General features: G+C 65.3%; 21 protein-coding genes and 1 pseudogene. 12 read left to right on the forward strand and 10 right to left on the reverse strand.

Going from position 1 to position 25573, the window contains the following annotated elements:
* The first annotated feature begins 18 nt into the window (after positions 1–18).
* A complete protein-coding gene (locus NZU74_12035; GenBank protein MCS6882053.1) occupies positions 19–1791 on the forward strand; it encodes a peptidoglycan DD-metalloendopeptidase family protein in 1773 nt (590 codons plus the stop codon).
* Between the two features lie 89 nt (positions 1792–1880).
* Here NZU74_12035 and NZU74_12040 read toward each other — a convergent pair whose 3' ends face one another.
* From NZU74_12040 to NZU74_12070, 7 genes are all read right to left on the reverse strand, one after another.
* Positions 1881–2630: a hypothetical protein gene (locus tag NZU74_12040; GenBank protein ID MCS6882054.1), complete on the reverse strand. Its 750-nt coding sequence runs from the start codon at positions 2628–2630 to the stop codon at positions 1881–1883.
* Between the two features lie 100 nt (positions 2631–2730).
* Entirely contained in the window at positions 2731–3807 is a 1077-nt protein-coding gene (locus NZU74_12045) for an ABC transporter ATP-binding protein (GenBank protein MCS6882055.1), read from the reverse strand.
* The gene (locus tag NZU74_12050) at positions 3804–4631 is read right to left on the reverse strand and encodes a hypothetical protein (GenBank protein MCS6882056.1); all 828 of its coding nucleotides are present in this window, start codon (positions 4629–4631) and stop codon (positions 3804–3806) included. Before NZU74_12050 ends, NZU74_12045 begins: the two co-directional genes overlap by 4 nt.
* Before the next feature lie 14 nt (positions 4632–4645).
* Positions 4646–6097, reverse strand: coding sequence for a hypothetical protein (locus tag NZU74_12055; GenBank protein ID MCS6882057.1), 1452 nt, complete (start codon positions 6095–6097; stop codon positions 4646–4648).
* 74 nt (positions 6098–6171) lie between these two features.
* On the reverse strand, positions 6172–6897 hold the full coding sequence (locus NZU74_12060; GenBank protein ID MCS6882058.1) for a hypothetical protein: 726 nt from the start codon (positions 6895–6897) through the stop codon (positions 6172–6174).
* 77 nt (positions 6898–6974) lie between these two features.
* A complete protein-coding gene (locus tag NZU74_12065) occupies positions 6975–8669 on the reverse strand; it encodes a hypothetical protein (GenBank protein MCS6882059.1) in 1695 nt (564 codons plus the stop codon).
* 315 nt (positions 8670–8984) lie between these two features.
* Positions 8985–10064 (reverse strand): hypothetical protein, encoded by a 1080-nt coding sequence (locus NZU74_12070; protein MCS6882060.1) that lies wholly within the window; start codon positions 10062–10064, stop codon positions 8985–8987.
* A gap of 114 nt (positions 10065–10178) precedes the next feature.
* On the opposite strand from NZU74_12070, the gene NZU74_12075 reads away from it, so the two are divergent.
* Positions 10179–11378, forward strand: coding sequence for an acetylornithine/succinylornithine family transaminase (locus NZU74_12075; GenBank protein ID MCS6882061.1), 1200 nt, complete (start codon positions 10179–10181; stop codon positions 11376–11378).
* Between the two features lie 16 nt (positions 11379–11394).
* Positions 11395–12687 (forward strand): adenylosuccinate synthase, encoded by a 1293-nt coding sequence (locus NZU74_12080; GenBank protein MCS6882062.1) that lies wholly within the window; start codon positions 11395–11397, stop codon positions 12685–12687.
* A 70-nt stretch (positions 12688–12757) separates the two neighbouring features.
* Here the strand turns inward: NZU74_12080 and NZU74_12085 are convergent, their stop codons facing one another.
* Positions 12758–13006, reverse strand: a complete 249-nt coding sequence (locus NZU74_12085) for a mycoredoxin (protein MCS6882063.1) — start codon at positions 13004–13006, stop codon at positions 12758–12760.
* Positions 13007–13517: 511 nt separating this feature from the next.
* Between NZU74_12085 and sucC the strand changes: the two genes are divergently transcribed.
* The 3 genes from sucC (at position 13518) to NZU74_12100 (ending at position 16034) form a co-directional block, all read left to right on the forward strand.
* Positions 13518–14657 carry an ADP-forming succinate--CoA ligase subunit beta gene (sucC, locus tag NZU74_12090; protein MCS6882064.1) on the forward strand — a complete coding sequence of 380 codons (1140 nt, stop codon included), beginning with the start codon at positions 13518–13520 and terminating at the stop codon, positions 14655–14657.
* 184 nt (positions 14658–14841) lie between these two features.
* Complete coding sequence (gene gmd, locus NZU74_12095) at positions 14842–15813, forward strand: GDP-mannose 4,6-dehydratase (GenBank protein MCS6882065.1); 972 nt, start codon at positions 14842–14844, stop codon at positions 15811–15813.
* On the forward strand, positions 15810–16034 hold the full coding sequence (locus NZU74_12100; GenBank protein ID MCS6882066.1) for a hypothetical protein: 225 nt from the start codon (positions 15810–15812) through the stop codon (positions 16032–16034). Before gmd ends, NZU74_12100 begins: the two co-directional genes overlap by 4 nt.
* A gap of 888 nt (positions 16035–16922) precedes the next feature.
* On the opposite strand, the pseudogene NZU74_12105 reads toward NZU74_12100, so the two are convergent.
* Both NZU74_12105 and NZU74_12110 read right to left on the reverse strand, forming a co-directional pair.
* Positions 16923–17303 (reverse strand): annotated as a pseudogene (locus NZU74_12105) (glycosyltransferase family 2 protein).
* Between the two features lie 93 nt (positions 17304–17396).
* The gene (locus NZU74_12110) at positions 17397–18485 is read right to left on the reverse strand and encodes an inositol-3-phosphate synthase (GenBank protein ID MCS6882067.1); all 1089 of its coding nucleotides are present in this window, start codon (positions 18483–18485) and stop codon (positions 17397–17399) included.
* A 250-nt stretch (positions 18486–18735) separates the two neighbouring features.
* On the opposite strand from NZU74_12110, the gene NZU74_12115 reads away from it, so the two are divergent.
* The 6 genes from NZU74_12115 to cheB all read left to right on the forward strand — a co-directional run bounded on the left by NZU74_12115 (position 18736) and on the right by cheB (position 25567).
* A complete protein-coding gene (locus tag NZU74_12115) occupies positions 18736–19209 on the forward strand; it encodes a chemotaxis protein CheW (protein ID MCS6882068.1) in 474 nt (157 codons plus the stop codon).
* Positions 19210–19291: 82 nt separating this feature from the next.
* Complete coding sequence (locus tag NZU74_12120; GenBank protein ID MCS6882069.1) at positions 19292–19705, forward strand: hypothetical protein; 414 nt, start codon at positions 19292–19294, stop codon at positions 19703–19705.
* Between the two features lie 9 nt (positions 19706–19714).
* Positions 19715–21190, forward strand: coding sequence for a methyl-accepting chemotaxis protein (locus tag NZU74_12125; protein ID MCS6882070.1), 1476 nt, complete (start codon positions 19715–19717; stop codon positions 21188–21190).
* A 62-nt stretch (positions 21191–21252) separates the two neighbouring features.
* Positions 21253–23475 carry a hybrid sensor histidine kinase/response regulator gene (locus tag NZU74_12130; GenBank protein ID MCS6882071.1) on the forward strand — a complete coding sequence of 741 codons (2223 nt, stop codon included), beginning with the start codon at positions 21253–21255 and terminating at the stop codon, positions 23473–23475.
* Positions 23476–24062: 587 nt separating this feature from the next.
* Positions 24063–24425 (forward strand): response regulator, encoded by a 363-nt coding sequence (locus tag NZU74_12135; protein ID MCS6882072.1) that lies wholly within the window; start codon positions 24063–24065, stop codon positions 24423–24425.
* 8 nt (positions 24426–24433) lie between these two features.
* Entirely contained in the window at positions 24434–25567 is a 1134-nt protein-coding gene (gene cheB / locus NZU74_12140) for a chemotaxis-specific protein-glutamate methyltransferase CheB (GenBank protein MCS6882073.1), read from the forward strand.
* Positions 25568–25573 lie beyond the last annotated feature (6 nt).

Here is a 25573-nt window from a genome sequence, read left to right on the forward strand (position 1 = left end):
CGGCTATCCTGCCCGGCGATGAAGCTGTTCCGCAGATCAATCATTCTGCTGGCGCTGATTCTGGCGGCATGCACTGGATCGCCGCCTGCCGCGCCCACTCCATCCTTACCTGCCGCCCCCGTGGCCGTGCGCTCCTCCACACCGCTTCCGGCGCCCACGGCGACACCTCTGCCGTTGCCCGCGCCTGCGGTGAGCATGGTGACGGGGCCATCGCCGCCCGATCCCCTCTTCCATCCACTCCGGCTCAGCTACGAGCACAACTTCAACGGCCCGGAAATCCAGGCTTTCCTCGAAGGGCGCGGCAGCCCGCTGGCGAGCGTGCGCTTTCAGGTTGGCGACCGTTCCCATTCGTTCAGCGAAGTGCTCGTGGGTCTGAGCAGTCTCTACAGCCTCAATCCCCGCCTGCTGCTCGCCCTGCTTGACCTGCAGAGCGGCCTGGTGAGCAGTGGCCGCGCCAGTCCCGAGCAACTGGCCTGGGCGATGGGCTACCGTGGCGATGGGGGCGGGCGGCGCGGGCTATACAACCAGATTCGCTGGGGCGCTCGCGAACTCCGCTGGGCCATCCGCGATTACACCATCCATGGCCCCGGCGCGCTGCCCCCGCTGACCTTCGCCGACGGGACGCAGCGAGAGGTGGCCGCTGATCTCCCCTTCAGCCGCTACGTGCTGGCGCGGGTGCTGGCGCCCACGGTATCGCCCGGCAGCCTCGGGGTGCGCCTCGACGGCCTGGTGGCCAGCTACGCGCGTCTCTTCGACGATCCACGCCTGCCGCCCGATGATTGGCCCGCGCCCGCTCTGCCCTTTCTGGCCCGACCCATGGAGCGTTCGTTCCCCGTAACTTCCTTTTTCGACCACGACACGCCTTTCCTACAAAAGAACGGTTCGCTGTTGACTTACTGGGGTCGCGCCGAGACTGACCTTGCCTTTGCCTATGATGGGCACACCGGCTGGGATTACGCCATGCAGCCTCCCGATAAAGTGCTTGCTGCCGCGGCTGGCGTGGTGACCTTCGCTGGCAACTCCGACGATGGCTGCGGCTCGCCGGCCCGCGCCGTGATCGTTGACCATGGCAATGGCTACCGCACCCTCTACTGGCACCTTGCCAGCATTGCCGTCGCCGCCGGCCAGCCCGTGGCCCGCGGCGAGACGCTCGGCGTCGCGGGTGAGAGCGGTTGCGCCTTCGGCCCGCACCTGCACTTTCAGGTGCAGTACCTGGGCCGGGACGTTGACCCCTATGGCTGGTGCGGCGCCGAACCTGATCCCTGGGCCAGCGCGCTGGCAGGACAGGTGAGCCTCTGGCTCTGGGAAGATATGCCTTCGCCCTGTGGTCCGCCTCCGCCGGAGGTGATTGTGGTAGACGATGGCGGCCCTGGTTTCAGCAGCGCAGGCGCGTGGCAGGCGCACGACGTAGGCTACGGAGGCGGCTCGCGCTTCGCGCCGGGCAGCTTCGCCGGCAGCGCCGCGCGTCCCTGGCGCGCCGCTGCTCTGCGCGCTCCAGTCGTGGCGGTCTGGCGCCCCGCCTTGCCGCGCGCCGGGCGTTACCAGGTGCTGGCCTATGTGCCCTACGCCCTCAACGGCCTCGACGAGACACGCGAGGCGCGCTACCTCGTGCGCCATCGCGACGGTGAGAGTCTGGTGGTGGCAAATCTCGAACGCGAGCGCAACTGGTGGGTCGATCTGGGGGTCTACGACCTGGAACCAGGCGCGGCGCTGGTCAGCGCCAGCACTCTGGCCGGCGACGACCGCCGCGGCGTATGGGTTGACGCCGTTGCCTTCGTGCCCATAAAGTAAAGGGCTGACACTGTGGCGCTGTGGCCGGAAGGAAGGTCATGCAGCGCAACCCTCCGGGTTGCGCTACATGACTGATTGCTCCATTCCCCCTACTGGCTGCTAAAAATCACATCCCGCCGCGACAGCGCATAGATGGAGAGGCCCAGCAACGAGGCGAGCAGCAGGGCCTGGGCCAGGAGATTGGCGAAGGCCGTGGGCGTGCTGTAATCGCGAGTCACCGCCAGTTGGAACCCGTAAAACGCCGGCACCAGCGGGCCTCCTACCAGCGCCTGTATCGCCCGTAGCAGCGCCCGGCCCGTCTCGGGCAACGCTTCGAGCATTACCCCGCCGATGAAGTTGCTCGAAAAGGCCAGGGCGATCAGACCGAGCACCAGCAGGCGCCAGCCGGTCGAGAGGACCAGCGGTGAGAGCAGCAGCATCAATGCCGCGAGCAGCCCGATATTGAGGAACAGAGGCAGACTGCCGAGCAGCCAGTCGCCCGGACCCATATCCACCGGGCGGTTCAGCAGCGCTGCTCCGAGGCTCAGCAGCCCATAGGCGCCAGACACGATGGCGCAGGCGCTCAGGAAGAGACCAAGCAGGTAGGCCCCGCGTCCGATCCCGTGCGCCAGGGGCACGTAACTCTGTGGACGGTCGCCCAGGCTGATGATGATTGCCGTAGTGTAGAGGGTCAGCACCGGGGTGAATATTCCCAGCGCGCTGAAGAAATACTGCGCGTTCATCGGGCGGCGGAGAAATACGAAGTACATCGCGAGCGTGGCGATAATTTCAATCGCCACCCGACCCGATCGCAGATATTCTAGCAAGGTAAATCCGGTAAAACGGAATAGACGTTGCATCAGACCTGTCCTGACCCTGCCCTCCTACTCGCGCGCGGGCGAGAAGCGGAGAAAGAAGTTGATCACGGGGCGGTAAATCCGAACACGTACCCGCGGGCGTTCACCGTCGGCTATCTGTCTCCCTATTGGTTTCGCTGCGGCCCAGCAGTTCTCTGAGGAGTGTATCGCTCTCACCGGGGCGCTCGTTGGCAGGCGGTGGCGGGGCAGGCGGCGCTACGAGCGCATCGGGGCCCAACGAGGGCGGCAACACGCCACGGGCCTCGGCGCTGGTTGGCGGCGCGCTGTGCAAAGCCCAGAGATACAGGCGCTCCAGGGGACTCTCCAGCGGTTCAAGGGCCATAATCGTCACGTCGGCGTCGAGGAGCATCCGCAACACGGTTGCCTGCAACGCGGGCGTGTTGGGGCTAAGACGCACGCCCTGGGCATCGCAGCGCACATTGCCGCCCAGACTCTCCAGTTGCGCCTGCAGCTCCGGATCAAGCTCGCTAACGCGGATGCGCACGCTGTTAGCCACGTCCCGCAGGTCGCACATCCGCGCCTCGGCGGCAATGCGCCCGCCCGCCAGCACGCCCACCCGGTCGCAGAGTAGTTCCACCTCCTGCAAGTAGTGGGTGCAGAGAAAGATAGTATGGCCGCGATCCCGCACGCTGGCGAGCAGTTCAATCACTTCACGCTGCCCGGCCAGATCGAGGCCGCTGGTCGGCTCGTCAATCAGCAGCAGGTCCGGGTCGCTCAACAGCGCCTGTGCGACGCCGAGACGCTGGAGCATGCCTTTGGAGTAGGTGCCGAGGCTGCGGTCGGCGGCCGCCAGTAACCCTACAGTTGCCAGTTCCCGTTCGACGCGCTCGCGCAGGGTCACCCCGCTCAGGCCGCTGAATTGTCCCAGAAAGCGCAGGTATTCGCGAGCAGTGTAGCGGGTGTGATACCGTTGCCGTTCGGGAATGTAGCCGATACGCGGGCGTACCCGTTCCAGATTCGCGCTGCCGAGGAGGCGGAGGCGCCCCTGATTGGGCCGCAGGAAGCCCATCATCAGATGGATGAGCGTCGTTTTCCCGGCCCCGTTTGGCCCGAGGAGTCCATAAACCTCTCCCGCCGCGACGCGCAGGTTCAGCGCCTGCAGCACCGGCAGGCTGCCATAGGCTTTATGCAACTCCTCGATCTCAATGACGTTGCTCACGTGTTCCTCAATAACCGCTCGGCCACGCTCAGGACCGCCAGCGCGACGGCCGCCAGTGGCAGCGCCCACGCCAGGCCCAGCCGCAGGGCGTCGGGCAGCGAGAGCCTGGGAATGCGCCCTTCGACGCGGCGCAGGATCAGGCCAATGCACACGAAGCCGGCGCCGGCCACCAGCAATCCCAGGCCGGGGAAGCCTGCCCCTACCGGAAACCCGGCGACCACGATCGCCCCCAGGAGCGCTCCCGCGCGCACGTCACGGGCCCAGGCGTCCAGGGCGCGCGGCGCTTCTGGCAGCCCCGCCACGGCGCCTCCCGGAGTGATGCTCTCCTCAGTTCCAAAGGGCCCCCAGCCCGTCGCTGCGGGAAAGACCAGCAGCGCCACTGCCAGGGCCAGCACATGCCCCGGCGTAGTGGCGACGCGCCAGTCGGCGTGCGCCGCCAGGGCCGGGCCGAGCGCCAGCCAGATCACTGCCCGCGCCAGCACCCCCAGTTGGGCCTCGCGGATGGCCGCCCGCGCCACGGTGGGCAGGCCGGTTGCCAGGGCCGGTATCAGGGGCAGGAGAAAGGCCAGTTCAAAACCAGCCCAGGCCCACGGCCACGCCGCCACGCCGGAGAGCGGGTGCAGCGGCCAGGGCAGCATGGCCAGGGCCAACCCGGCGCCGACGACGCTTCCTATCGCGGCCACCCCCTCCTGAGAGGCGAATCCCGCCCCCACGGGCCAGCGCGCGCGACCGCGGGCCAGCAGTCCAAACAACGCTCCCAGCCCGATGGCCGTCAGCAAGCCAGGATAGATCGCCCCCGCCACCAGCAGCGCCAGCCATTCCATGTCGCTCTTCACCGCTACAGGGCCCGCAGGAACGCCAGCCCGCGGATGGCCTCGTCAATCGTCGCCAGCAACGGTTGCGGGTACAGGCCAATTCCCAGGCACAGCACCAGCAACACCAGCGTCAGGACCGCCGTCGAGCGCGGTTCCGGCGCGAGCTGCCGGGGCGCCGGGCGGTCCAGATCGGTTTCGCCCAGCAATGCCGGCTCAACCTCTCCCTGAACTTCCGAAGGGCCAAGCAGATGCTCCGCGACGACGCGGGCCAGTCCGAGACCTGCCAGCAGCGTTGCCAGCACCAGGAGCAGCAGTTCGACCCATCCGCGCTGGGCCGCGGCCTGGTAGATCAGGATCTGGCTCATTGCCCCGTTGAGCGGCGGCAAACCGACAAGCCCCAGGCCCCCGACCAGAAACCCGGCGCCGGCCACCGGCCAGCGGCGCAGCAAGTCGCGGCGCGCCACACCCGGCGAGCGGCCATCGGGCCGTTCCAGCAACCCTAGACTGATGAACAGCAGGGTTACCGCCAGGGTCTGATTGAGCGCCCCAAAGATGGCCCCCGCCAGCCCGATGCTTGATACCGATGCCAGACCATAGAATACCATACCACAATTGTAGAGAATAAGATAGGCCAGCGTGCGGCGCAGCGCGGCTGGCCCGACGGCCAGCAGGCCCCCGGCCAGGGCGCTGACGATCGCCCCCAGCCGCATAACGCCATGGGCGCTTTCGCTATCCAGGAGCAGGGTCGGATAACTCTGGAAGACCAGGATCAGCACCAGCAGGCTGGTGGTATTGAGGAGCGTGATGATGAGCGCCGCTACCAGCGGTTCAGCGTAATCCACCAGATGGGTCAGCCAGGTATGAAACGGGATCAGCGCGAGCCGCAACGCAAAGCCCACCACCAGAAGGGCCAGAATGAAGCGCGCGAGTGAGATGCGTCCGGGCAGTTCGCCTGGTCGGTAGATGTCGGTGAGGACGAATGCGATGTACATGAGCACTGCGGCCACGCTCATCAACACAAGGTACTTTAGCGCTGCAGCGATCGCCTGCGCGCCCACCAGGTTGCTGGCCCCTGCCGGCAGATCCACAATCGCCAGTACCGCCGTCAACCCTGTTACCGCCAGCAGGAGCGTAGTGATGAACGGATCTTGCAGCAGCAACACTGTACACACCTGCGAAAGAATGAGCAGGGCGATGGGGATAAAGTTTTCACCGTGCGGCAGGTGCCAGGCCCCGATCATCGCGAAGCCGCCGATGGTCAGGAACAGCAGCATAAAGACCCGGTTGAGCGGGCTGAGCGTCAGCGTCACTCCCAGGAAGCGCGTCGGGTCGTCAACGGGGATCTGCATCGCGATCAGGAGTTGCGCCAGGACTGTGCCCAGGGCCGCGAAAATCACCAGTTCGGTCTGGCGTCGGAGCACAAAAGTGCTTGCGGCCATTGTTAACGGGAAGAAGATCAACAGCAGGTAGGTCATAGCTGCCTGAAGGGAGGTTCCGGGAGGGCGTATCCCTCCAGGAGAAACCGGATAACCTGGTGGTCGGGCCAGGCTTAACGCTCATACAATACGCTGAGTTCCAGCGTCTTCAGGCGTCCATACAGCAAACCGCTCAGATAAGCAATCGCCAGGGCCAGGAGGATATTGAAGGCGCTCAGCAACGCCAGTGGGGCGACGTTCAGACCACTGGCCTCGGGAGTGCTGATCACGGCGGTGTAGAGGAGGTCAATTGCGCTGGCGCACAGCAGCAATCCCAGCCCGATCTTTAACAGGTCGCTGGCCGTTGCAATCGTCAACAGACCGGTCAGCGTCAGCCAGTACCAGGCAAAATCAATCCCCTCGGACGGCGCGATCGGATAGATGCGCGGCAGGGCCAGGCTGGCCAGCAGCGCCAGCACCCCCGACCAGAAGGGCACCACATAGTCGCTGAGCTGGAAGGGCGTGCTGGCCCGTTGCCGCTGGGCCGCCCGCGCTGCGCGTCGCAGTTCAGCCAGGCCGAATTCGTCGAGGTTCTCCAGACCATACTCTCGCGAGAAGGTTAATGCCGTGATCGTCAGAATGAGGGTCACGGCGATCCCGCAGATCAACTTCACCAGCACCAGGGTGCTGACCTCCAGGCCCAGGAAGCGCAGATCCGGAGCGACGAAACGCTGCTGGGCCAGAAACAGCGCCAGGGCGATATTGTTGAGCAGAAGGGCCGGGAACGTTAACCGCCAGTCGCGAAACAGCAAGATCACCGCTGCGGTGGCGCCGATCCCGATAAGCAACCAGTTAATCATATGTTTACTTGCCCCCCTCAGCAGAGGTTCGTAGTGCAACCCTTCGGCTTGCAGACGCTCATCTTCTCATCATAATATTAACGGGCCATGAGCAGCATAATCGTCAGTAGCGCCGCCAGCACGCCCAGAAGGTAGTAGCGCTGTTCGAACAGCGTGAGCGGAACGCGCAGGAGGTCACTGGCTCGCTGGAGAGCCGCCCAGGCTCCTTGCAGCAACGGCATTAGCCGGGCAAGCCCCCTTAGCGGCCACAATGCAGCGCCCAACCCCTCGGGCGCCAGCCACGCCGGTTCTTCGTCGGGGTCGCGCTCCAGGGCGCGACCAGAAGCGGCATGCGCCATTAGCAGCCCTGGCGCCGCCAGGAGGATGCCCGCGACAATCGCCGCGCCCTGGATCGCCGGCGCGACCGGCGCTTCGCCTGGCCAGAGAACCCGGAGGAGTTGCGGCGCAACTCCCAGCGCCAGCAAGACGCCGCCCCCTACTCCCAGCGGGAAGGCGTCCGTCCACGACCCCTGCCGCGGAGCAACCCTGGCCGAGCTGAGCAACGCCGCCAGGGGGGTGATCAGGGCCAGCGTCAGCAGCACCGATGCAGCCAGAATCAGCGCCACCAGCCATGGTTGCTCTTCCTGCGCGGGTTGCAGCAGCCATAGCCGTCCCCAGAATCCCCACAGTGGCGGCAGTCCCAGGCTTGCCAGCATCCCGGCGGCCCAGGCCGCGGCTGCCAGGCGTGGCGCCCGGCCCATGGCCGTGTAGTCATCGCTGCCGGTTTGTTGCTCAAGGATTGCCGCGGCGCTCGCGGCCACGACGGAACCCGGCAAAAGACCCAGGAGCAAGCTCACCCCCGCCAGGACCCCGCGCGGGGCCGCGAGGCCCGCCGCGGCCACGATCAGAGCCGCCTGGAACCCCCAGGTCCAGTTCAGAATCGCCCGCAGCCGCCGCTCTCCCAGGGCCCCGGCCGCGCTGGCCAGCGCGCCGAGGCCGCCGATGAGGCTGATGGTCACCCCCCAGGCAGGCGGCAGGGAAGGCAGCGTGGCGGCGCTCCGCAGTAACCAGCCCAGCGCCGCAGCGGGCGCAGCCAGCCCGAAGAGCAGGGCCCCCAGGGGCGCCGGCGCCAGCGCCGCCTCGTCGCGCACCCACAGCAGCGGCGCGCAGCCTGCCAGTCCCAGGACTGCCAGCACCCCGCCCGCCGCCGCCGGCCACGCGGGTAACTGTCCCGCGCCCAGAGGCGGCGCCGCGACCAGCAAGGAAACCATCAGCACCAGGCTTGCGCCGAGGCCGGTCGCAACCAGCAGTGGCGGCGCCTCGCTCTGGGCCGTGGCGCCGCTCGCCCGCAGCGCGCCGTAACCGGCAATCGCCACGAGCGACCAGGCCAGGGGTTGCGCCAGGGAGAGCGGAGGTGTAGTAACGCTCAACAGGGCCGCTGCCAGAGCGATCGTCGCCCAGGCGAACACCCCGCCGAAGCCCCGCACGCCTGGAGGAGTCGCGCCGGCCAGACTCAGCAGCGCCATGCCGCCCCCGCCAAGCAGCGTCACGGCAATACTTCGTTCCACGCCGCCGAGAGCAGGCCAGAAACTGAAACGCGCCTCACCGATGATGAACGCCTCACCTGGCGTCTGATCCGCGACGCGCGCTGGCATCAGCAGCACGAGCGCCGCTGCGACGAACATCGCAGCGCCTGCCGCAATGCCCAGGCGCCGGGTCGGTATGAGCCGGTTCAGCCCGAAGGCAAGCGCGGCGACCGCCAGCAGGAGACTGAAGGGTGCGATAAGCAGCATAGCAATCGGTTTCTATCCGCACCTGTTGGAAGAATCCGGCGAAGCTTCGCCCTTCCACGAGAATTCGTCAGAAAAGGCAGGCCGGCCCCGGAGGATTTCTCAGGTGTAGGGTTTTTCGAGCGAGAAGCGGTTTTCGGCATTCCAATGCGCTTACAATCCTCACCCTCCCGTCCCCCTCTCCGTGAGCGGGAGAGGGGGGAGTTGGGCGTCCCAATGCCCCGGATGGCGCATGCGACGCGAGCATGCGCCGGAAAACCCCACACCTGACAACCCTGGAGGATTGGGGAGAGCGAAGCCATTCCGGGAAATGTGCGTTCATAGCAGTAGTTGCGCCAGGCATGTATCGCACGGATCGGTAGACACAACGATCAACGCCGCGTCGTCGAGGGCGGCGTTCACCAGCACCGTGCGCGCCAGGAGGCGATCAAGCTGGGGGGCGCTCTGCACGCGGATCTCGCTGATCTGGCGTCCGTCGCTGACGACGTGATAGCGCAGGGGCCCGCGTGGAGCCTCAACTGCCGCGCTTGCTGCGGCAGGGGGCGCGGTTTCGGGCAGCCGGGCGCTCACGACGCCTTCCTGTCGTTCCTGCGCTACCCGTTGCACCAGCCGCAGCGACTCCAGGGTTTCGAGGAACAGCACCGCTATGCGTGCGTGAACATCGCCGCCCTCCTGGAGCGCCAGTTCAGGCGTCAGTTCAGCATAAGCGCCATAGGGCGCATCGCGTCGCAGATCGGCGCTCAGCCCGGCGGCGCGAGCAAGCGGCCCGGCCAGCCCGAACTGGGTGGCAGCCGTCGCGCTGATGACGCCGATCTCCACCGTGCGCGCCAGCAGCATGCGCCCGGCGATGGTCCGTTCGGCGAGGGTGAACAGACGTGTGAGGAGTGCTGCAACCTCGGCGAGGGCCGTCCAGGTTGTCGCATCAGGTTCGCGTCCCAGGCCGCCAGGCCGTAGCCAGGTCGCCGCGTCCCCGCCGGTCAGCGCGCTCAGCGCAGCGCGGATCGCGGTGGCGTAGCCAGCGCATGCCCGGGCCAGCGGCGTCAGCAACAGAATGCGGAACACGGCGGCAAGGGTCGTCAGATGCGAGGCGGCCCGCTCCAGTTCCGCCGCCGCCAGGCGCAGCCGCTCGGCGCACGGCGGGGCCGGCGTCTCGACCAGCGCCTCGATGGCATAGCATAGGGCCAGCCCATGGGCGATGCGGCAATCGGGGCAGATGCGGGTTGCCGTGGCGATGATTTCGCGGAAATCGCTACGCTCCAATCGGGCCAACGGGGCCTCGTCGTCCAGATCGGGGCGATATTCGACATCGGCGATCCGTTCGCCCTCAACCTTGAGCACGAAACGTTGCGGCCGCGCGAAAGCCGGCGCATCCAGTTTGAGCGTGAGCGTATACGTCACCAGTGCCTCCAGCGCAAGCGCCGCACCCCGGCGCTGACCATCGGAGGCGCATTATACCACCAGAGGGTGCTATAATCAGCGCGGGAGCCCGGTTGCGCGTGGAAAGGACGGCGTATGACAACGGAGCAGACGGCGGCAGCGTTACAGGCTGATCGCGACTATATTCTCCAGACCTACGTGAAGCCCCCTTTCGTCATCGAGCGCGGTGAAGGGGTCTATCTCTTCGATGCCGAGGGGCGGCGTTATCTCGACTTTGTCAGTGGCATCGCCGTCAACGCCCTGGGCTATGGCGACCCCGAGGTGATCGCGACGATTGCCGAACAGGCCGCCAGGCTCATCCACGTCTCGAACCTGTACCTGACCGCTCCGGCGGGAGAGTTGGCGCGCCTGCTGGTGACCAGCCACCCGGCCTTTGATCGGGTCTTCTTTGCCAACAGCGGCGCCGAGGCGGTCGAGGGAGCGATCAAGTTTGCCCGGCGCTACGCCCGCGACCGCGCGGGCGAGGGCAAGACCGCGATCATCGCCTTTGACGGCTCGTTCCACGGGCGCACCATGGGCGCGCTGGCCGTTACAGCGCGTGAGAAGTACCGCGAGCCGTTTATGCCGCTCATGCCTGGCGTGCGCTTTGCCGCCTTCAACGACAGCGCCTCGCTCGAAGCGACCATGGGCTCCGACGTGTGCGCGGTGATCCTCGAACCGGTGCAGGGCGAGGGTGGCCTGCGCGTCGCCGACGCGGCCTTCCTGCGGGCCGCCCGCGCCCTCTGCGACCGCTACGGGGCGCTGCTGATCTTCGACGAGATCCAGTGCGGCATGGGGCGCACCGGCACGCTCTGGGCGCACGAGCCGTCCGGTGTGCATCCAGACATGATGACCATCGCCAAACCTCTCGCTGGCGGGCTGCCCATCGGCGCCGTGTTGATGAGCCAGGCGGTGGCCGATACCATCCACGTCGGCGATCACGGCACCACCTTCGGGGGCAATCCCCTCGTGACCGCCGTAGCCGGCGTCGTGTTCCGTCGCATCAGCGACCCCGCCTTCCTGGCGCGCGTGCGCGAGGTCAGCGATTACCTCGATGAGGCCCTGCGCGACCTGGCCGCTGAGCGCTCCGATGCGATCATCGAACTGCGCGGGCGCGGGCTGATGCGCGGCTTGCGCCTGACCGGGTCGGCCAGCGCCGCGCGTGAAGCCGCTCAGGAGCGCGGCCTGCTGGTTGCCACCGCTGGCGAGGACGTGCTGCGCCTGCTCCCCCCCCTGATCATCGAGCCGCGCCACGTGGACGACAGTATCGCTATCCTGCGCCAGGCGCTCAAATGAGAGAAAGGAGCCGGCGATGCCCGTTATCGCATTAATTGGCGCCCAGTGGGGCGATGAGGGCAAGGGTCATCTGGTGGATCTGCTGGCGGCCAAGGCGCGGCTGGTAGTCCGCTACGGCGGCGGCAACAATGCGGGTCACACCGTTGTCAACCATCTTGGGGCATTTAAACTCCACCTGGTTCCTTCGGGGATCTTCGACCCTGCGATTGTGAATGTGATCGGCCCGGGGGTGGTCGTGAATCCCGAGGCGCTGCTGCACGAGATCGGCGATCTCCAGGCCCGCGGCGTGTCAACGGCAAAGCTGTTCGTGAGCGAGCGGGCTCACGTCATTATGCCGTACCATATCTTGCTCGACCAGCTCCAGGAAGAGGCTCGCGGCGAAGGGCGCATCGGCACCACCGGTCGTGGGATTGGCCCGGCCTTCGCCGACAAGATGAACCGCAGCGGCATCCGCATGGCCGATTTGCTGCATGAAGAGACCTTGCTCAACCGTCTGCGCGTGGTGCTCGAGGAAAAGAACCGCCTGCTCACCAAAATCTACGGCGCGAAGCCGATCTCCCTGCACGACACCTACCTGCGCTTCCTGGAGTTCGGTCGCCAGTTGGCCGAACACATCACCGACGTGCATCCGATCATCAACCGCGCGATTGACAAAGACCTGCCGGTGCTGCTGGAGGGCGCCCAGGGCGCGCTCCTCGACGTGGACCACGGAACCTACCCCTATGTCACCTCGTCGCCGCCGGGGGCGGCGGGGGCCTGTCAGGGCGCGGGCATTGGCCCGACCCGCCTGAACGCGGTCATTGGCGTGCTTAAAGCCTACACTACGCGTGTTGGCGAAGGGCCGTTCCCCACCGAAATGCACGGCCCGGAGGCTGACGAGCTCCGGCAGATCGGCACGCCCTGGGCCGAGGTGGGCACCACCACCGGCCGGCTGCGGCGCGTGGGCTGGTTCGACGCGGTGCTGGCGCGCTATGCGGTGCAGATCAACGGGATTGACACCATTGCCATCACCAAACTCGATGTGCTCGACAACCTGCCCGCGATCAAGATCTGCGTCGGCTACCGGCTCAACGAAACGTATCTGGAGTATCCTCCGGCTACCGTCGCGGTGCTGCAGCGCTGTGAACCGATCTACGAAGAACTGCCCGGCTGGCGCGTCTCTACCCGAGACGTGCGTCACTTCCACGATCTTCCCGAAGCGGCGCAGGCCTACGTGGCGCGCATCTGCCATCTGGTCGGCGCGCGGCTGGGCCTGGTGTCGGTCGGGCCGAGCCGCGAGCAGGTGATCCAGGTGGTTGATCTGTTTTAAATATAGCTTTGGCAAAGCCGGCGGAGCAATCCTCAGGATTGCTCCGCCGGCTTTGCCCGGTTTCCGCCCCTCACCCTACCAGTTTGGCCTGTAGTTCCGCATTGGAAGGTTCCACCAGAATAGAGCCGTCGGGGAACACGATGGTGGGCACGCTACGGTACCCGTTGTTGACCCGCACCACGTATTCGGCTGCGGCCGCATCCTCCTCGATATTCACGTACAAAAACGCCGCGCCGTGCTGTTGCAGCACCCGCAGCGCCCGGCGGCAGTCGGGGCACCAGGAGGCGCCGTACATAACGATTGGTTGCTGGCTGTTCATAGTTGCTCCGGATTGTCGCCATTATATACCCCCAGGGGGTATTATACCAGATAACTCGCACTGCGGTGCAACCAGGTTGTGAGCAACCTGGCCGCTCTACGCTCCTGCGCGGCTGTGGCTCTGTCTGCTGCAGGCGCGCTGCGCTCCCTTGCGTAACAATGGATTACAGAAAAGAAACCCGCTTCCCTGTGTAATCCCTCGCCCTTCCTGGAGCAGAGAAGCGCCATATGACCGGGCGTCGCCACGTTCCATGGCGCATTGCGTCAAAATGTTTCTTTATGGCGAGGTTAATGTTCAGCAAATGTTCATCATTTGCAATTACTTTGAACAAAATGAGTCATTTGACAGCCATTTAGCCCCTGTGCTACCATAGGGCTTGCGATTGCTTGTAGCGCTCAATGTAATTGCGCGCTCCCCGATGACGGCGCTGTGGCGCCACGCATGGAAATGCACAGCGCCCCTGCTATTCCTGTTGCCCCGATCTTGCGGAGGATTTGACCAGGAGCACGGCATGAAGCTGCACGAGTATCAGGCGCGTGACTTGCTCGCAAAGTACGGTATTCCGGTCACTCGTGGCGGTGTTGCGGTTACTCCGAGTGAAGCGCGCGCCGTTGCCGAGTCTATCGGCGGCCCCGTGGTGGTTAAAGCGCAGGTGTTCGTCGGCGGCCGCGGAAAGGCCGGCGGCGTGAAACTGGCCGACACCCCCGAACAGGCCGAGCAGGTGGCCTCGCAGATCCTCGGCATGTCAATCAAGGGGTTGACCGTCGAAAAGGTGCTGGTGGCTGAGGCGATCAGCTATACCAGAGAGATCTACCTCAGCGCCATTCTCGACCGCGCCGCCAAGCGTGTAACGATGATCGCCTCGGCGGAGGGCGGCGTTGAAATTGAAGAAGTGGCCCGCACCAAGCCCGAGGCAATTGTGAAGATCTCCGCCCATCCGCACCTCGGCTTGCTCGATTACCAGGCCCGTGAACTGGCCTTTGGCATCGGCCTTACCGATGGCAGGCAGGCGCGCCAGTTCGCCCAGATCGCCTCGGCCCTCTATCGCGTCTTTGTCGAGTCCGATGCCTCCCTTGCCGAGATCAACCCGCTCGTGATCCGCGCCGATGGCGCCCTCCAGGCCCTCGACTCCAAGGTGTTGCTTGACGATAGCGCCCTCTTCCGCCATCCCGATCTCGCCGCCCTGCGTGACTCCTCCGATGAGCCTGAAGCTGAGTTGCGCGCTCGCGAGGCTGACCTGACCTATATCAAGCTCGATGGCTCCATCGGTTGTATGGTCAATGGCGCGGGGCTGGCTATGGCAACCATGGATGTCGTCAAGCTCTACGGCGGCGAACCGGCTAATTTTCTCGACATTGGCGGCGGCGCAGGCAAGGAGAAGGTCAAGACCGCCTTGCAGATCATCCTCGCCGACCCCAACGTGAAGGCGGTTATGTTCAACATCTTCGGCGGCATCACCCGCGTTGATGAGGTCGCCCGCGGCATTGTCGCCGCCCTCGAGGAGGTGCAGACCGATGTGCCCATGGTGGCGCGCCTCACCGGTACCAATGAGGAGGAGGGCCGGCGCATCCTTGCCGCCTCGCGCCTCATTCCCGCGGCGACCCTCGCCGAAGCCGCCGAGAAGGCCGTCGCCGCCGCTCGCGGCGCCTAGCCTGCCTGCTCAACCTTCGCTTCGGGGCCAGTCACAGGAGGCGCGCCGATGAGGAGGCCGGAATACGTGAGGCTTTCTCGGATTGCCTGTGAGCTTTGATGTCCGTCCCTCATCACGCAAACGGTTAGCACCGTTGTGGATGGCGTCGAGACACTCTGACCTTGTTTGCGTGTGAGAGAGCTTTATGAAACGACGCGCGCTCATTACGGGGATCACCGGACAGGATGGCAGTTACCTGGCTGAGTTTCTCTTGAGCCGGGGTTATGACGTGATCGGCATGGTGCGCCGCACCAGCACGGTCAACTTTGAGCGTATCAAGCATTTCCAGGATCGCATTACCCTGGTCACCGGCGATCTCGCCGATGAGGTCTCGCTCATCTCAATTCTCCGCGAGCATCGTCCTGGCGAGGTGTATAACCTCGCCGCTCAGTCCTTCGTGCAGACCTCCTGGGCCCAGCCGGTGTTCACCGGCGAAACGACCGCCCTCGGCGTTACCCGTATGCTCGATGCCGTGCGCATTGTTGACCCGGAGATCCGTTTTTACCAGGCCAGCAGCAGCGAGATGTTCGGCAAAGTGGTTGAGGTGCCGCAGACCGAACGCACTCCCTTCTACCCCCGGAGTCCCTATGGGGTGGCAAAGGTCTACGGCCACTGGATCACGGTGAACTATCGCGAAAGTTACAACATGTTCGCCTGCTCGGGCATTCTCTTTAACCATGAGTCGCCCCGCCGCGGGCTTGAGTTTGTCACCCGCAAGATCTCCCACGGCGTGGCGCGGATCAAACTCGGCCTCGCTGACGAGTTGCGTCTCGGCAACCTCGATGCTCGACGCGACTGGGGCTTTGCCGGGGACTATGTCGAGGCGATGTGGTTGATGCTCCAGCAGGATCATCCCGATGATTACGTCGTCGCTACCGGAGAAACCCATTCGGTACGCGAGTTCTGCGAGCTTGCCTTTGCGTGCGTAGGTCTGGATTATCGCGATTACGTCGTGCAGGACGAGCGCTTTATGCGACCGGCCGAGGTGGATTTGCTGATTGGTGACGCTACCAAGGCGCGGACCACGCTAGGCTGGCGTCCGCGCACCAATTTTCAGGAACTGGTACAGATGATGGTTGACGCTGACTTGCAACTTCTCAAGGAGCAGAACCGATGACTCAGGCGGAGATGCGACTGATAGAGCAGGGCTGGGAGGCGCTAGTTGAGCGCCTCGGAGTTGCCGAAGCCATGCGCTTTGTGATGCTGCTCGATCGCCGTACCGGCGGCGCGTTGCAACACATGCGCACCCTCTGGTCAATGCCGTTTGCCGGCCACGTCCAGGGGCGCAATGGCGCTACGATGCAACCGTCCCAGTCAGCGCCACAGTTCGACGCCTAGTGTCGCGATAAACTGGTCTCAATGCCGAGCAGGCTTGAAGCATGTCCTTCGGGCCTGCTTAGTATTTAATGCGCTCCGAAAACGAAGATCTCCGCGATGGATGCCGGCTTCTTGCCCGTTCGTAAGAACAGTTTGGGCATCGCCTCTTCCCTCCGGTGTGCACGCAGGCCTCCCGCAGGTCCCCGGTCCGGGCACGGGGAAAGCCGGTTTCCGCTGAGGACTCTAATGCTCCCCCTCCGGGGCGCCTACCACCGCGCTCCGGGGGGGGTGTTGCTCCAGCGCTTCCAGGCGGGCGCTCATCGCCCGGCGCCAGGCCTCGTCCTCCACCTGCATGCTTCGCACCCGGTAGAGGATCTCCTCCTGCACCCGGCGCACCCCCCCCACCCGGTCGGCCAGCAGGCCCATCAGAAAGGTGATCAGCGCCATCAGCACCAGCATGCTGCCCACCAGCAGGGCCTGCACGTTGTCGGCCGTCAGGTCGGTGATCCGCCGTCCGATAAAGACGTACGCCGCGCGTCCCAGCAGCAGAATCCCGGGGATGAAGAAGGCTGCGGCGATGTAACTGAAGACCTTCAGCGGTTCGTAGGTGGCGTAGGTGCGGGCAATGATAGCCGCCTGGCGCTTGATGAAGTTCCAGTTGCCCCGGTGCAGGCGCGAGGGACGCTCGACGTAGTTGGTGCGGATCGGCACCGCCTGGATGGTCAGGCGGCGCTTGCCGGCCTGGATCAGATTCTCGACCGTGTAAGAGAAGTCGGTGGTGACGAAGGTGCGCAGCGCCGCCTCACGCGAGAGGGCGCGGAAGCCGCTGACCGTGTCCGGCACGTCGGTTTCGGAGGCCCAGCGCACCACCGAGCTGCCGAGCTGTTGCAGCGCTCGCTTGAGCGGCGAAAAGTGCTCCAGGCTCTCCACCTGCCGGTCGCCGATCACGATGTCGGCCGCGCCAGCGACGATCGGCGCCACCAGCCTGGGGATCTCGTCGCCCGGGTACTGATTGTCAGCGTCGGTGTTGACAATCACATCGGCGCCCAGACGCAGCGCGGTGTCAATACCGGTTTGATAGGCGGTCGCCAGACCCTTGTTGGCCGTGTGACGCACCACGTGGTCGGCGCCGGCCCGCAGCGCCACCGCCGCCGTATCATCGGTGGAGCCGTCGTCGATGATCAGCACCTCGACGCGGCTGATGCCGGGGATGCGGCGGGGGATGCCGGCGATCACTGTGGCGATGGTGTCGCGCTCGTTTAACGCCGGGATCTGCACGATCAGCTTCATGGCCCATCCTCGCAACCTCGCTTCAGCGCCATTGTAGCACACGCGCCTGCCCCCGCCGCTGATGGGCCGCCGACGCCTCCCTGAGAGCCAGCCTTACTTCGGCGTCGCTTCCCCGCGAATGAAACGCTCGGTGAAGTCGCGCGCCTCGTAGTCGGTGTACTGTTTGGGCGGCGTCTTCATAAAGTAGCTGCTCGGCGCATATAATGCCCCGGCAATGCCCCGATCCAGGGCCAGCTTTGCGCAGCGGATGGCGTCAATCACCACTCCCGCCGAGTTCGGCGAGTCCCACACCTCCAGTTTTAACTCCAGATTCAACGGCACGTCGCCGAAGGTGGTTCCCTCCATGCGAATGTAGGCCCACTTCCGGTCGCCGAGCCACGGCACATAGTCGCTCGGCCCGATGTGCACCGCTTCCGGTGGCAGGTCGTAGGGCAACTGGCTGGTGACGGCGTTGGTCTTGCTGATCTTCTTGCTCTCCAGGCGCTCGCGCTCCAGCATGTTCAAGAAGTCGGTGTTGCCGCCAATGTTCAACTGGTAGGTCCGGTCAAGGCGCACTCCCCGCTCTTGAAACAGGGTTGCCAGCACGCGATGGGTGATCGTTGCCCCGACCTGGCTCTTGACGTCGTCGCCGATGATTGGCAGCCCTTTCTCTTCAAAGCGCCGCCGCCAGTAGGCCTGGCTGGCGATGAATACCGGCACACAGTTGATGAACGCGCAGCCGGCTTCGAGGATCTGCTCAACGTACCACTTCGTGGCCATTTCGCTGCCTACCGGCAGATACGAGACAACCACGTCGGTTCCCGTGCGTTTGAGGATACCTGCGATATCGTCGGTCGGCCCCGGCGCCTTGGTGATCACCTGGCTCAAATATTTCCCGATGCCGTCGTGGGTCATCCCCCGCGAGACCGGCACGCCCAGGAACGGAACGCTGGCGAAGCGGTAGGTGTTGTTTGGCGGGGCGAAGATTGCTTCGGAAAGATCTTTGCCGACTTTGGTGTCGGCAATGTCAAAGGCCGCCGAAAACTCAATGTCTCTGATGTGGTACCCGCCCAGGTTGACGTGCATTAACCCGGGAACAGCATCGTTTTCGTCGGCGTCGCGGTAGTAGTGCACTCCCTGCACCAGCGACGAGGCGCAGTTGCCGACGCCGATAATCGCGACACGGATCTTCTTGTCGTTCACCGAAGTTGGCCTTTCATCTGGACTATGGACATAGGTTGTAAAACATCATGACGGGCGATTATACCCCTGGCAGGTACCTTTGACAAGCGCCCCGGAGGGCCAGGTTTTGCTTGCCAGCCGCCAAGAGTACTCCCCAGGAGCATACCCCGGTACCACCGCGTGCCTTGATTCTTCCGGCGCCTTCAGTGTATGCTTGGACTGTGCGGCCAGCAGGCCGGCTGAGTGCTCGCGTCCGCTTTGCGTCACAGCCATGAGCGATTATGCCACCCCGGTTCTCGCCCCTCAAGAAGGGCGACACAGCGACCCCTCCGCCAGCCTGATCGTGCGGGCCGGCGTTGAATTATACGCCCTGCCTGGCGCCTGTGTGCGTGAAGTGACCCGCTGGCGCGCGCCAACTCCGGTTCCCGGCGCGCCAGCGGTGATCCCCGGCATTATCAACCAGCGGGGTAGTATCTTGCCAGTCGTTGATCTGCGGATCGCCCTGGGTCTCCCTGCCGGCGCTCCCGAACGCTCGACCCGCTTCGTGGTTCTGCATCACGAGACGGCGGCCCTCGCCTTGCTCGTGGACGCCGTGCTCGACCTGGCGCTTCTCGACGACGCTACGTTCGAGCCGCCGCCCGCGGGTCAGGCGCGTCTCCTTGGGGCCGTGAGCCGTTACGAGCAGCATCCCCTGGGAGTGATTGACCCCGCCGCACTGGTCGCCGCCGTGCAGGAGGGGCTGTAGGGCGATTTGGGATTTCGGATTTCGGCGTTCCGGTGGGACCGGGCATGATGGGCGTGCAGATATGCTACAGGGATCAGCATCCATGACCGGTGCGGTTGCTCCTACCCTGGCCTTTGAGGTGCGAACGGCCTGCCGTCGCTACTTTGTGCCTCGCGGTCACGTAGATCAGTTAGGGTTTGCTCCGCCGCCTGATGCCCTTGTGGCCCTTGAGCGCCCGCTGCTGGCCCGCGACCTCGGGCCGTTGCTCGATCCCGAAGACGGCGGCGCGCCCGGGCGGCAGGCCCTCGCTGTGCTGCTGCGCCGCCGCACCGTCGTGCTGCGGGTGCAACGCATCGAGAGCCTGGAGAGCGTCATCGTGCATCCTCTGGCGCCGCTGCTGCGACGGCGGCTGCGCGCGCCGTGGGTTCTTGGCGCCGTTATCAGGGATGACCAACCGGTGCTGGTGCTCGATGTTCGCCGTATCGCCACCGATCTCGCCCTTGGCGCCATTGCATGAGGAACGTGTATGCAGCAGTCAGTTGAACGTGTCGTGGGCGCCTTCCCCGAACCATCCCTCCTCCGCGATAACCTGGGGGTGATGCGCCTGCTGATTGCCGGCGGCATCGTGGTGGTTGGTCTCTTCTGGGCGGTGACCATCGGCCTCTGGCTGTTCCAGAGCGTTGGCGGCGTTGTCAGCGTTGTGGCATCGCTGATCGCCGTCCTGGCGCTCCTGCTGTACCTGGGGGCCTATTACCTGCTCCGGCGCGGGCAAACCCTTGCCAGCCGGCGGGTGGTCTGCTTCGGGATGCTCCTCGGGGCCGCCTTTGCAGTCTTCTTGCTTGGAGGCGCCACCGGCCCACTGGCGATGCTCTTCTTCATTCCGATCATCAGCGCCGGCTTGCTGGGCCATGGCCGCGATGGTCTGCATATTGCCGCTGGCGCCATTCTGATCTACGCACTCATGTTCGGGGGGCAATCGGGCGGATGGTACCGTCCCATCCTGCTGCCAGACTGGGTGTACCTTGTGAACTTCATCATCACCGCGGTGTTTCTGGCCGTGGTCGCCTGGCTGAGCGGGCGCGATCTCTTGCAGGTGGTGGCCCAGTCGCAGGAACGGGCCGAAGAGTTGCTGCACAAGACCGAGCAACTGATCGAAAAGAATATCCAGCAGGTTGAACTGGGCAGCGAACTGGCCGCTGCCGCTCAGGAATTGCAGGTGGCCTCGCAGCAGCAGGCCAGTGGCGCGACCGAGCAGGCCAGCGCCGTGGCGCAGGTCTCAAGCACTATCGAGGAACTGGGCAGCACCGCGCGGCAGATCGCCCAGGCCGCCGAACAGGTCGCCCAGGCCGCCCAGCAAACGCTGGAGAACCTGAGCAGCGGCCAGGACGCGGTGGACGAGAGCATTCACGCCATGGAGCGCATCCGCGGGCGCGTTTCCGACGTGACCAGCCGTGTGCTGAGCCTCGGCGAGCGTTCGCAGCAGATCGGCGAGATTATTGACCTGATTGACGACATCTCCGACGAAACCCACCTGCTGGCGCTCAACGCTGCCATTGAAGCCGCCGGCGCCGGCGAGCACGGCCGCCGCTTCGCCGTGGTGGCCGCCGAGGTCAAGAGCCTGGCCAACCGCACCCTGGCCGCCGCCAAGGAGGTCAAGGGGGTCATCGCTGAGATCCGTCAGGCCACCTCCGCGGCGGTGCTGGCCGCCGAAGAGGGCAGCAAAGAGGTTGAGCGCGGCGTGGAACTGGCCCATCGCGCCGGGCAGATAATGGATAACATCGTGATGATGGCCGAACGCACCGCCCAGAGCGCCGCCGAGATCGGCCTGGCTACCGCCCAGCAGCAGAGCGCCAGCGAACAGGTGGTGGAGACCATGCGCGAAATCGCCGAGGTGGCCCGCCAGACGGCCCTCGGCTCGCGCCAGATGGCCGAGTCGGCCGCCACGCTGACCGCCATCGCCGATCGCCTGCACGGTATTGCGTTTGAGAAGGGCGAGCCGTAGGGTGGATTGCAGATGTGTCCGGGGAGCGGCCCCTGCCGCCCGCTATGTCCTGTGAGAGATGCATGGACCTCGCCGCCTTCCACCAGCAGTTTCGCGAAGAAGCTGTCGAAAATGTCCGGGTTTTACAGGACGGCCTGCTTGCCCTTGAGACGGAAACCGATGCAGGTGCTCGGCGGGCGACGGTGGACCGCATCTTCCGCGCCATGCATACGATCAAAGGCTCGGCCCGCGTGCTGGGGTTCGAGCCGATCGGCCGGCTGGCCCATGCGCTCGAGAATCTGCTGGGCGAGTTGCGCCAGGACCGGCGCGCGTTTGATCGGCCCCTTGCCGACGCGCTGCTGCGCGGCGGCGACGCCATTCTCGCGCTGAGTGACGCTGCGGTGGCGGGGCGCGCCCCCTCGCTGAACGTGGAGGCGCTGATCGCCAGCCTGCCGCCGCCTTCCGGGGGCCCGGTTTCCGCTCCCGGCTCTACGGCCCCTCCTGCCTCTACGCCTGCCGCTGATCCGGCCTCCAACGTCCCGCCGGTCGCTCCCGCTCCGCCGGCCCGAGCTGCACGCCAGACGGTGCGCGTTCGCGTTGACCGGCTCGACCGCATGCTCAACCTCGCCGGGGAGCTGGTCGTGAGCCAGCAAATGCTGGCCGATTATGCCGACGAACTGCGCGCTCTGCACGCGGCGGTTGAGCGCCAGCTACGGGCCCTGAACCAGCTCGAAGCCGAACTGGCGCGCCTGCGCTTCTCGCCGATGCAACGGCAGGCGCTCGACCGATCCCTGGCGGCGGCGCGCGAAGCGGGCGCCCAGGCCTCCTTGCTCGCGCAACGGCAGACCGAGCGGTTCAGCCGGCATGCCAGCCAGCACGAGATGCTGGTGCGTGATATCGAACAGGAAGTGATGGCGGCGCGCCTGCTGCCGATTGCCACGGTCTTCGGCAGTCTGCCGCGGGCTGTGCGCGACCTGGCTCAGGCCACCGGCAAGCAGGTGCGTCTCTCGCTGTATGGCGAGACAGTAGAACTGGATCGCAAAGTGCTCGAAGCCATTGCCGACCCGCTGCTGCACCTGGTGCGTAACGCAGTGGACCACGGCATCGAAACGCCTGAGGAGCGCCAGGCTGCCGGCAAAGCGCCACAGGGCCGCCTGACGATACGCGCCGAGGCGGCCAGCAGCGAGGTGCACGTCGTCGTGAGCGACGATGGGCGTGGGATTGACCCCCAACTGCTACGCGAACACGCGGTGCGCCGGGGTGTCGTCACCGCCGAGAGCGCAGCGCGTCTGCCTGATCACGAGGCCCTGGAGTTGATCTTTGCCCCTGGCTTTTCAACCGCCAGCGTCATTACCGACATCTCCGGACGCGGAGTGGGCATGGATGTGGTGCGCCAGAATCTGGCTGAACTGGGCGGGCGGGTGGAGGTTGAGTCACACCCCGGCAAGGGTACGAGCGTCACGCTCATTCTCCCTCTTACGCTGGTTACCACGCACGTGTTGCTGGTGCGAGTAGGGCGCGATACATTCGCCCTGCCGGCCAGCGCCTGCCGTGGCGCCATCTGGGTGGATCGGCAGCAGGTGCGCTCCCTTGAGGGCCAGCCTATCCTCGAGCATGAAGGGCGCATGGTGGCGGTCCTCCAGCTTGCCCATCTTCTTGGCATAGAGTCTCCAGCAACAGTCCCCGGCAACGGGCGCACGCCCGCGGTGCTGACCGGGGGTGCGCAGCGACCGGTAGCGCTGCTGGTAGACGAATTGCTCGACGAGCGCGAGGTGGTGATCAAACCCCTGGGGACGCTGCTGGCACCGCAACGGCGCTTCAGCGGGGCCGTGCAACTCGGCGATGGCAACCTGGTCTTGCTGCTCAACCTGGCGCATTTGATGCAACCGGGCCGCAACATCGCCCTCGACACGTCCACGGTGACACGCCGCGCGCGACGACTGCTTGTCGCCGACGACTCGTTTGCCACCCGGGAGTTGATCCGCAGCATGTTGCAGTCCGCTGGCTACGACGTGGTTGTGGCCGTTGATGGCATGGATGCCCTGGAAGCGCTGCGGAGCGAGCCGATTGACCTGGTGGTGAGCGACATCGAGATGCCGCGCCTCAACGGCTTCGAACTGGTCACGCGCATCCGCGCTGAACCCCGCTTCCATCACCTGCCGGTCGTACTGGTCACCAGCCTGGCCTCTGAGGAGCATCGCCGGCGCGGGCTGGAAGTCGGCGCACAGGCGTACATCGTCAAAAGCCAGTTCGACCAGCAGAGCCTGCTGGAAGTCGTGCGGCGGCTTCTCGGCGACGGACGGTAGGTTTGCCGTTACACTCAGGCGGTATGCTGGAAGCGACACGGGCCGGGGAACAGATTGCGATCTGTCCTCCTGTCCAGCCGGCGCCTCGGAGGCGCTGGAAGCCTCGCATCGGGCGAGGGCGACAGTCCAGATCGTCCAGATCCCTCTGACCGATGCAAGGGTGTCTCTCGACAGGGCCTTTGCCGGCTCACACTCTCCCCGTGCGAAACAGGCGTTCTGGCCTTTGAACACGGCATCTGTTGTCTGCCCTACACCTGGCAGTTCATTGGTAGTCTGTGAACGAAGTTTTTCGCTCAACCCCCACTCCCGCCCCAACCCTCCTCCGCCGGGAGGGCGCCCGGCTCCTCCCCCCAACGGGAGGAGGCTGGAAGCGGGGCAAAAAAGCAAGAAAACGCACTTCACAGACTGATTGGTCTGTGAACCGTGGTTGCTGGATCTTTGCCGCAGAGGGCGAAGAAGGCTGCGGAGTCTGGCGGAGGGCGCGATCTACGGCTGAGGCGCCTCTGGATGCCAGCGGCTGAGGTATATCAGCAAACTGATTACGCCAGTATGGCGGATATCAATATGGCTGAGATTGCGAGGCGGTAATGGCAGCGAAGATCCTGGTGGTTGACGATAGCCGGCTCGTAACCGATATCGTGAAGCTTCGATTGGAAATGTGCGGCTACGAGGTCGTTCTGGCCCATAGCGGCGAGGAGGCCCTCGCACGCATTGCGGAAGAGGCGCCCGATCTCCTGGTGCTCGATGTGCAAATGCCGGGCATTGACGGCTACGAAGTCTGCCGCCGGCTGCGGGACGATCCACGCTTTGATGCCTTGCGCATCATTATGCTTACTTCGACCGACGACAAACACGCTGCGTTCGAAGCAGGGGTGGATGACTATCTCAACAAAGACATAGACCTGCTGAACTTGCCGAACCGCGTGAAGCTGGTGCTTGAAATGTTATAAACTGAGCTATGGGCGACTCATTGCGCATTCTCATCGTTGATGACTCGCCTCTGATGCGGAGCCTGCTGCGCCAGTTGCTGGAGTGGGATTCGGAGATACAGGTGGTCGGCGAAGCTGGCGATGGACAGCAGGGCCTGGCGCTGGTAGCCGAACTCAAGCCCGATCTGGTGATCCTGGATGTGCAGATGCCGGTGATGGACGGCCTGGAGACGACGCGGCAGATTATGGCCTATCATCCGACGCCGATCCTGGTGTTCACCGGGACGATGTCCAACCGAGAAGTTGACATAACCTTTGAGATGCTTGGCGCCGGCGCTCTCGATGTAATGGAGAAGCCGGCGCTCGCTGATCCGGCGGCGCTGGAACTGGCGCGGCGGTCGCTGGTGCGTAAGATCCGGCTGCTCTCGCGGGTGCGTGTAGTGACGCATCTGCGGGGCCGACGCACTCGCGGGCAGCAACGATTGGCAAGCGACCCTCCGGCAGGGCCGTCGCCGGTGTGCTTCCCCGGGCGGCAGGAGCCGTCACTGGCGCTGGAAGCGCAACCCGGACTGTGTCCGGTAGTCGTGATCGGGGCCTCTACCGGAGGGCCGCGGGTGGTGCGGCAGATCCTTACTGCCCTGCCAGCCGACTTTCCCGCCGCAATCATCGTTGTGCAGCACATTGCCGACGGCTTCAGCGCGGGCATGGTCGAGTGGCTGGCGCAGAGCGTGCCGCTACAGGTGACGCTGGCGACCGAAGGCATGCCCATTCGCCCCGGTCACGTGCTGGTCGCGCCGGATCGCTACGATCTGCTGGTGCAGCCGAATGGCACGATCCACCTGAGCGGACTGCCGCTGCTTATCCAGCGCCCTGCGATTGACATCGTGATGCAATCGGTGGCCGCGGTCTGCGCGAAGCAGGCCGTGGGGGTTTTGCTCACGGGCATGGGGCGAGATGGGGCGATTGGAATGCTGGCCATTCGCCGGGCAGGGGGATACGCCATTGCGCAGGACGGCGCCTCGTGCGCCATCTTTGGCATGCCGCGGGCGGCGATCGAACTGGGGGCCGCCGACATTGTGCTGCCGCCGCAGCAGATCGCCGCGGCTCTCTGCCAGCGCCTGGCCGCAGGACCCTATGCCCGGCGCCCTTCACGTGGCAGTTGAAGCGGA

Source organism: Chloroflexaceae bacterium, assembly GCA_025057155.1.
Lineage (GTDB): Bacteria > Chloroflexota > Chloroflexia > Chloroflexales > Chloroflexaceae > JACAEO01.

Bases quoted from the DNA above. Each gene is read 5' to 3' on its own strand.
- NZU74_12035 (MCS6882053.1), top strand. From the start codon at position 19: ATGAAGCTGTTCCGCAGATCAATCATTCTGCTGGCGCTGATTCTGGCG.
- NZU74_12040 (MCS6882054.1), bottom strand. From the start codon at position 2,630: ATGCAACGTCTATTCCGTTTTACCGGATTTACCTTGCTAGAATATCTG.
- NZU74_12050 (MCS6882056.1), bottom strand. From the start codon at position 4,631: ATGGAATGGCTGGCGCTGCTGGTGGCGGGGGCGATCTATCCTGGCTTG.
- NZU74_12055 (MCS6882057.1), bottom strand. From the start codon at position 6,097: ATGACCTACCTGCTGTTGATCTTCTTCCCGTTAACAATGGCCGCAAGC.
- NZU74_12060 (MCS6882058.1), bottom strand. From the start codon at position 6,897: ATGATTAACTGGTTGCTTATCGGGATCGGCGCCACCGCAGCGGTGATC.
- NZU74_12065 (MCS6882059.1), bottom strand. From the start codon at position 8,669: ATGCTGCTTATCGCACCCTTCAGTCTCCTGCTGGCGGTCGCCGCGCTT.
- NZU74_12075 (MCS6882061.1), top strand. From the start codon at position 10,179: ATGACAACGGAGCAGACGGCGGCAGCGTTACAGGCTGATCGCGACTAT.
- NZU74_12080 (MCS6882062.1), top strand. From the start codon at position 11,395: ATGCCCGTTATCGCATTAATTGGCGCCCAGTGGGGCGATGAGGGCAAG.
- NZU74_12085 (MCS6882063.1), bottom strand. From the start codon at position 13,006: ATGAACAGCCAGCAACCAATCGTTATGTACGGCGCCTCCTGGTGCCCC.
- sucC (MCS6882064.1), top strand. From the start codon at position 13,518: ATGAAGCTGCACGAGTATCAGGCGCGTGACTTGCTCGCAAAGTACGGT.
- gmd (MCS6882065.1), top strand. From the start codon at position 14,842: ATGAAACGACGCGCGCTCATTACGGGGATCACCGGACAGGATGGCAGT.
- NZU74_12100 (MCS6882066.1), top strand. From the start codon at position 15,810: ATGACTCAGGCGGAGATGCGACTGATAGAGCAGGGCTGGGAGGCGCTA.
- NZU74_12115 (MCS6882068.1), top strand. From the start codon at position 18,736: ATGAGCGATTATGCCACCCCGGTTCTCGCCCCTCAAGAAGGGCGACAC.
- NZU74_12120 (MCS6882069.1), top strand. From the start codon at position 19,292: ATGACCGGTGCGGTTGCTCCTACCCTGGCCTTTGAGGTGCGAACGGCC.
- NZU74_12125 (MCS6882070.1), top strand. From the start codon at position 19,715: ATGCAGCAGTCAGTTGAACGTGTCGTGGGCGCCTTCCCCGAACCATCC.
- NZU74_12130 (MCS6882071.1), top strand. From the start codon at position 21,253: ATGGACCTCGCCGCCTTCCACCAGCAGTTTCGCGAAGAAGCTGTCGAA.
- NZU74_12135 (MCS6882072.1), top strand. From the start codon at position 24,063: ATGGCAGCGAAGATCCTGGTGGTTGACGATAGCCGGCTCGTAACCGAT.
- cheB (MCS6882073.1), top strand. From the start codon at position 24,434: ATGGGCGACTCATTGCGCATTCTCATCGTTGATGACTCGCCTCTGATG.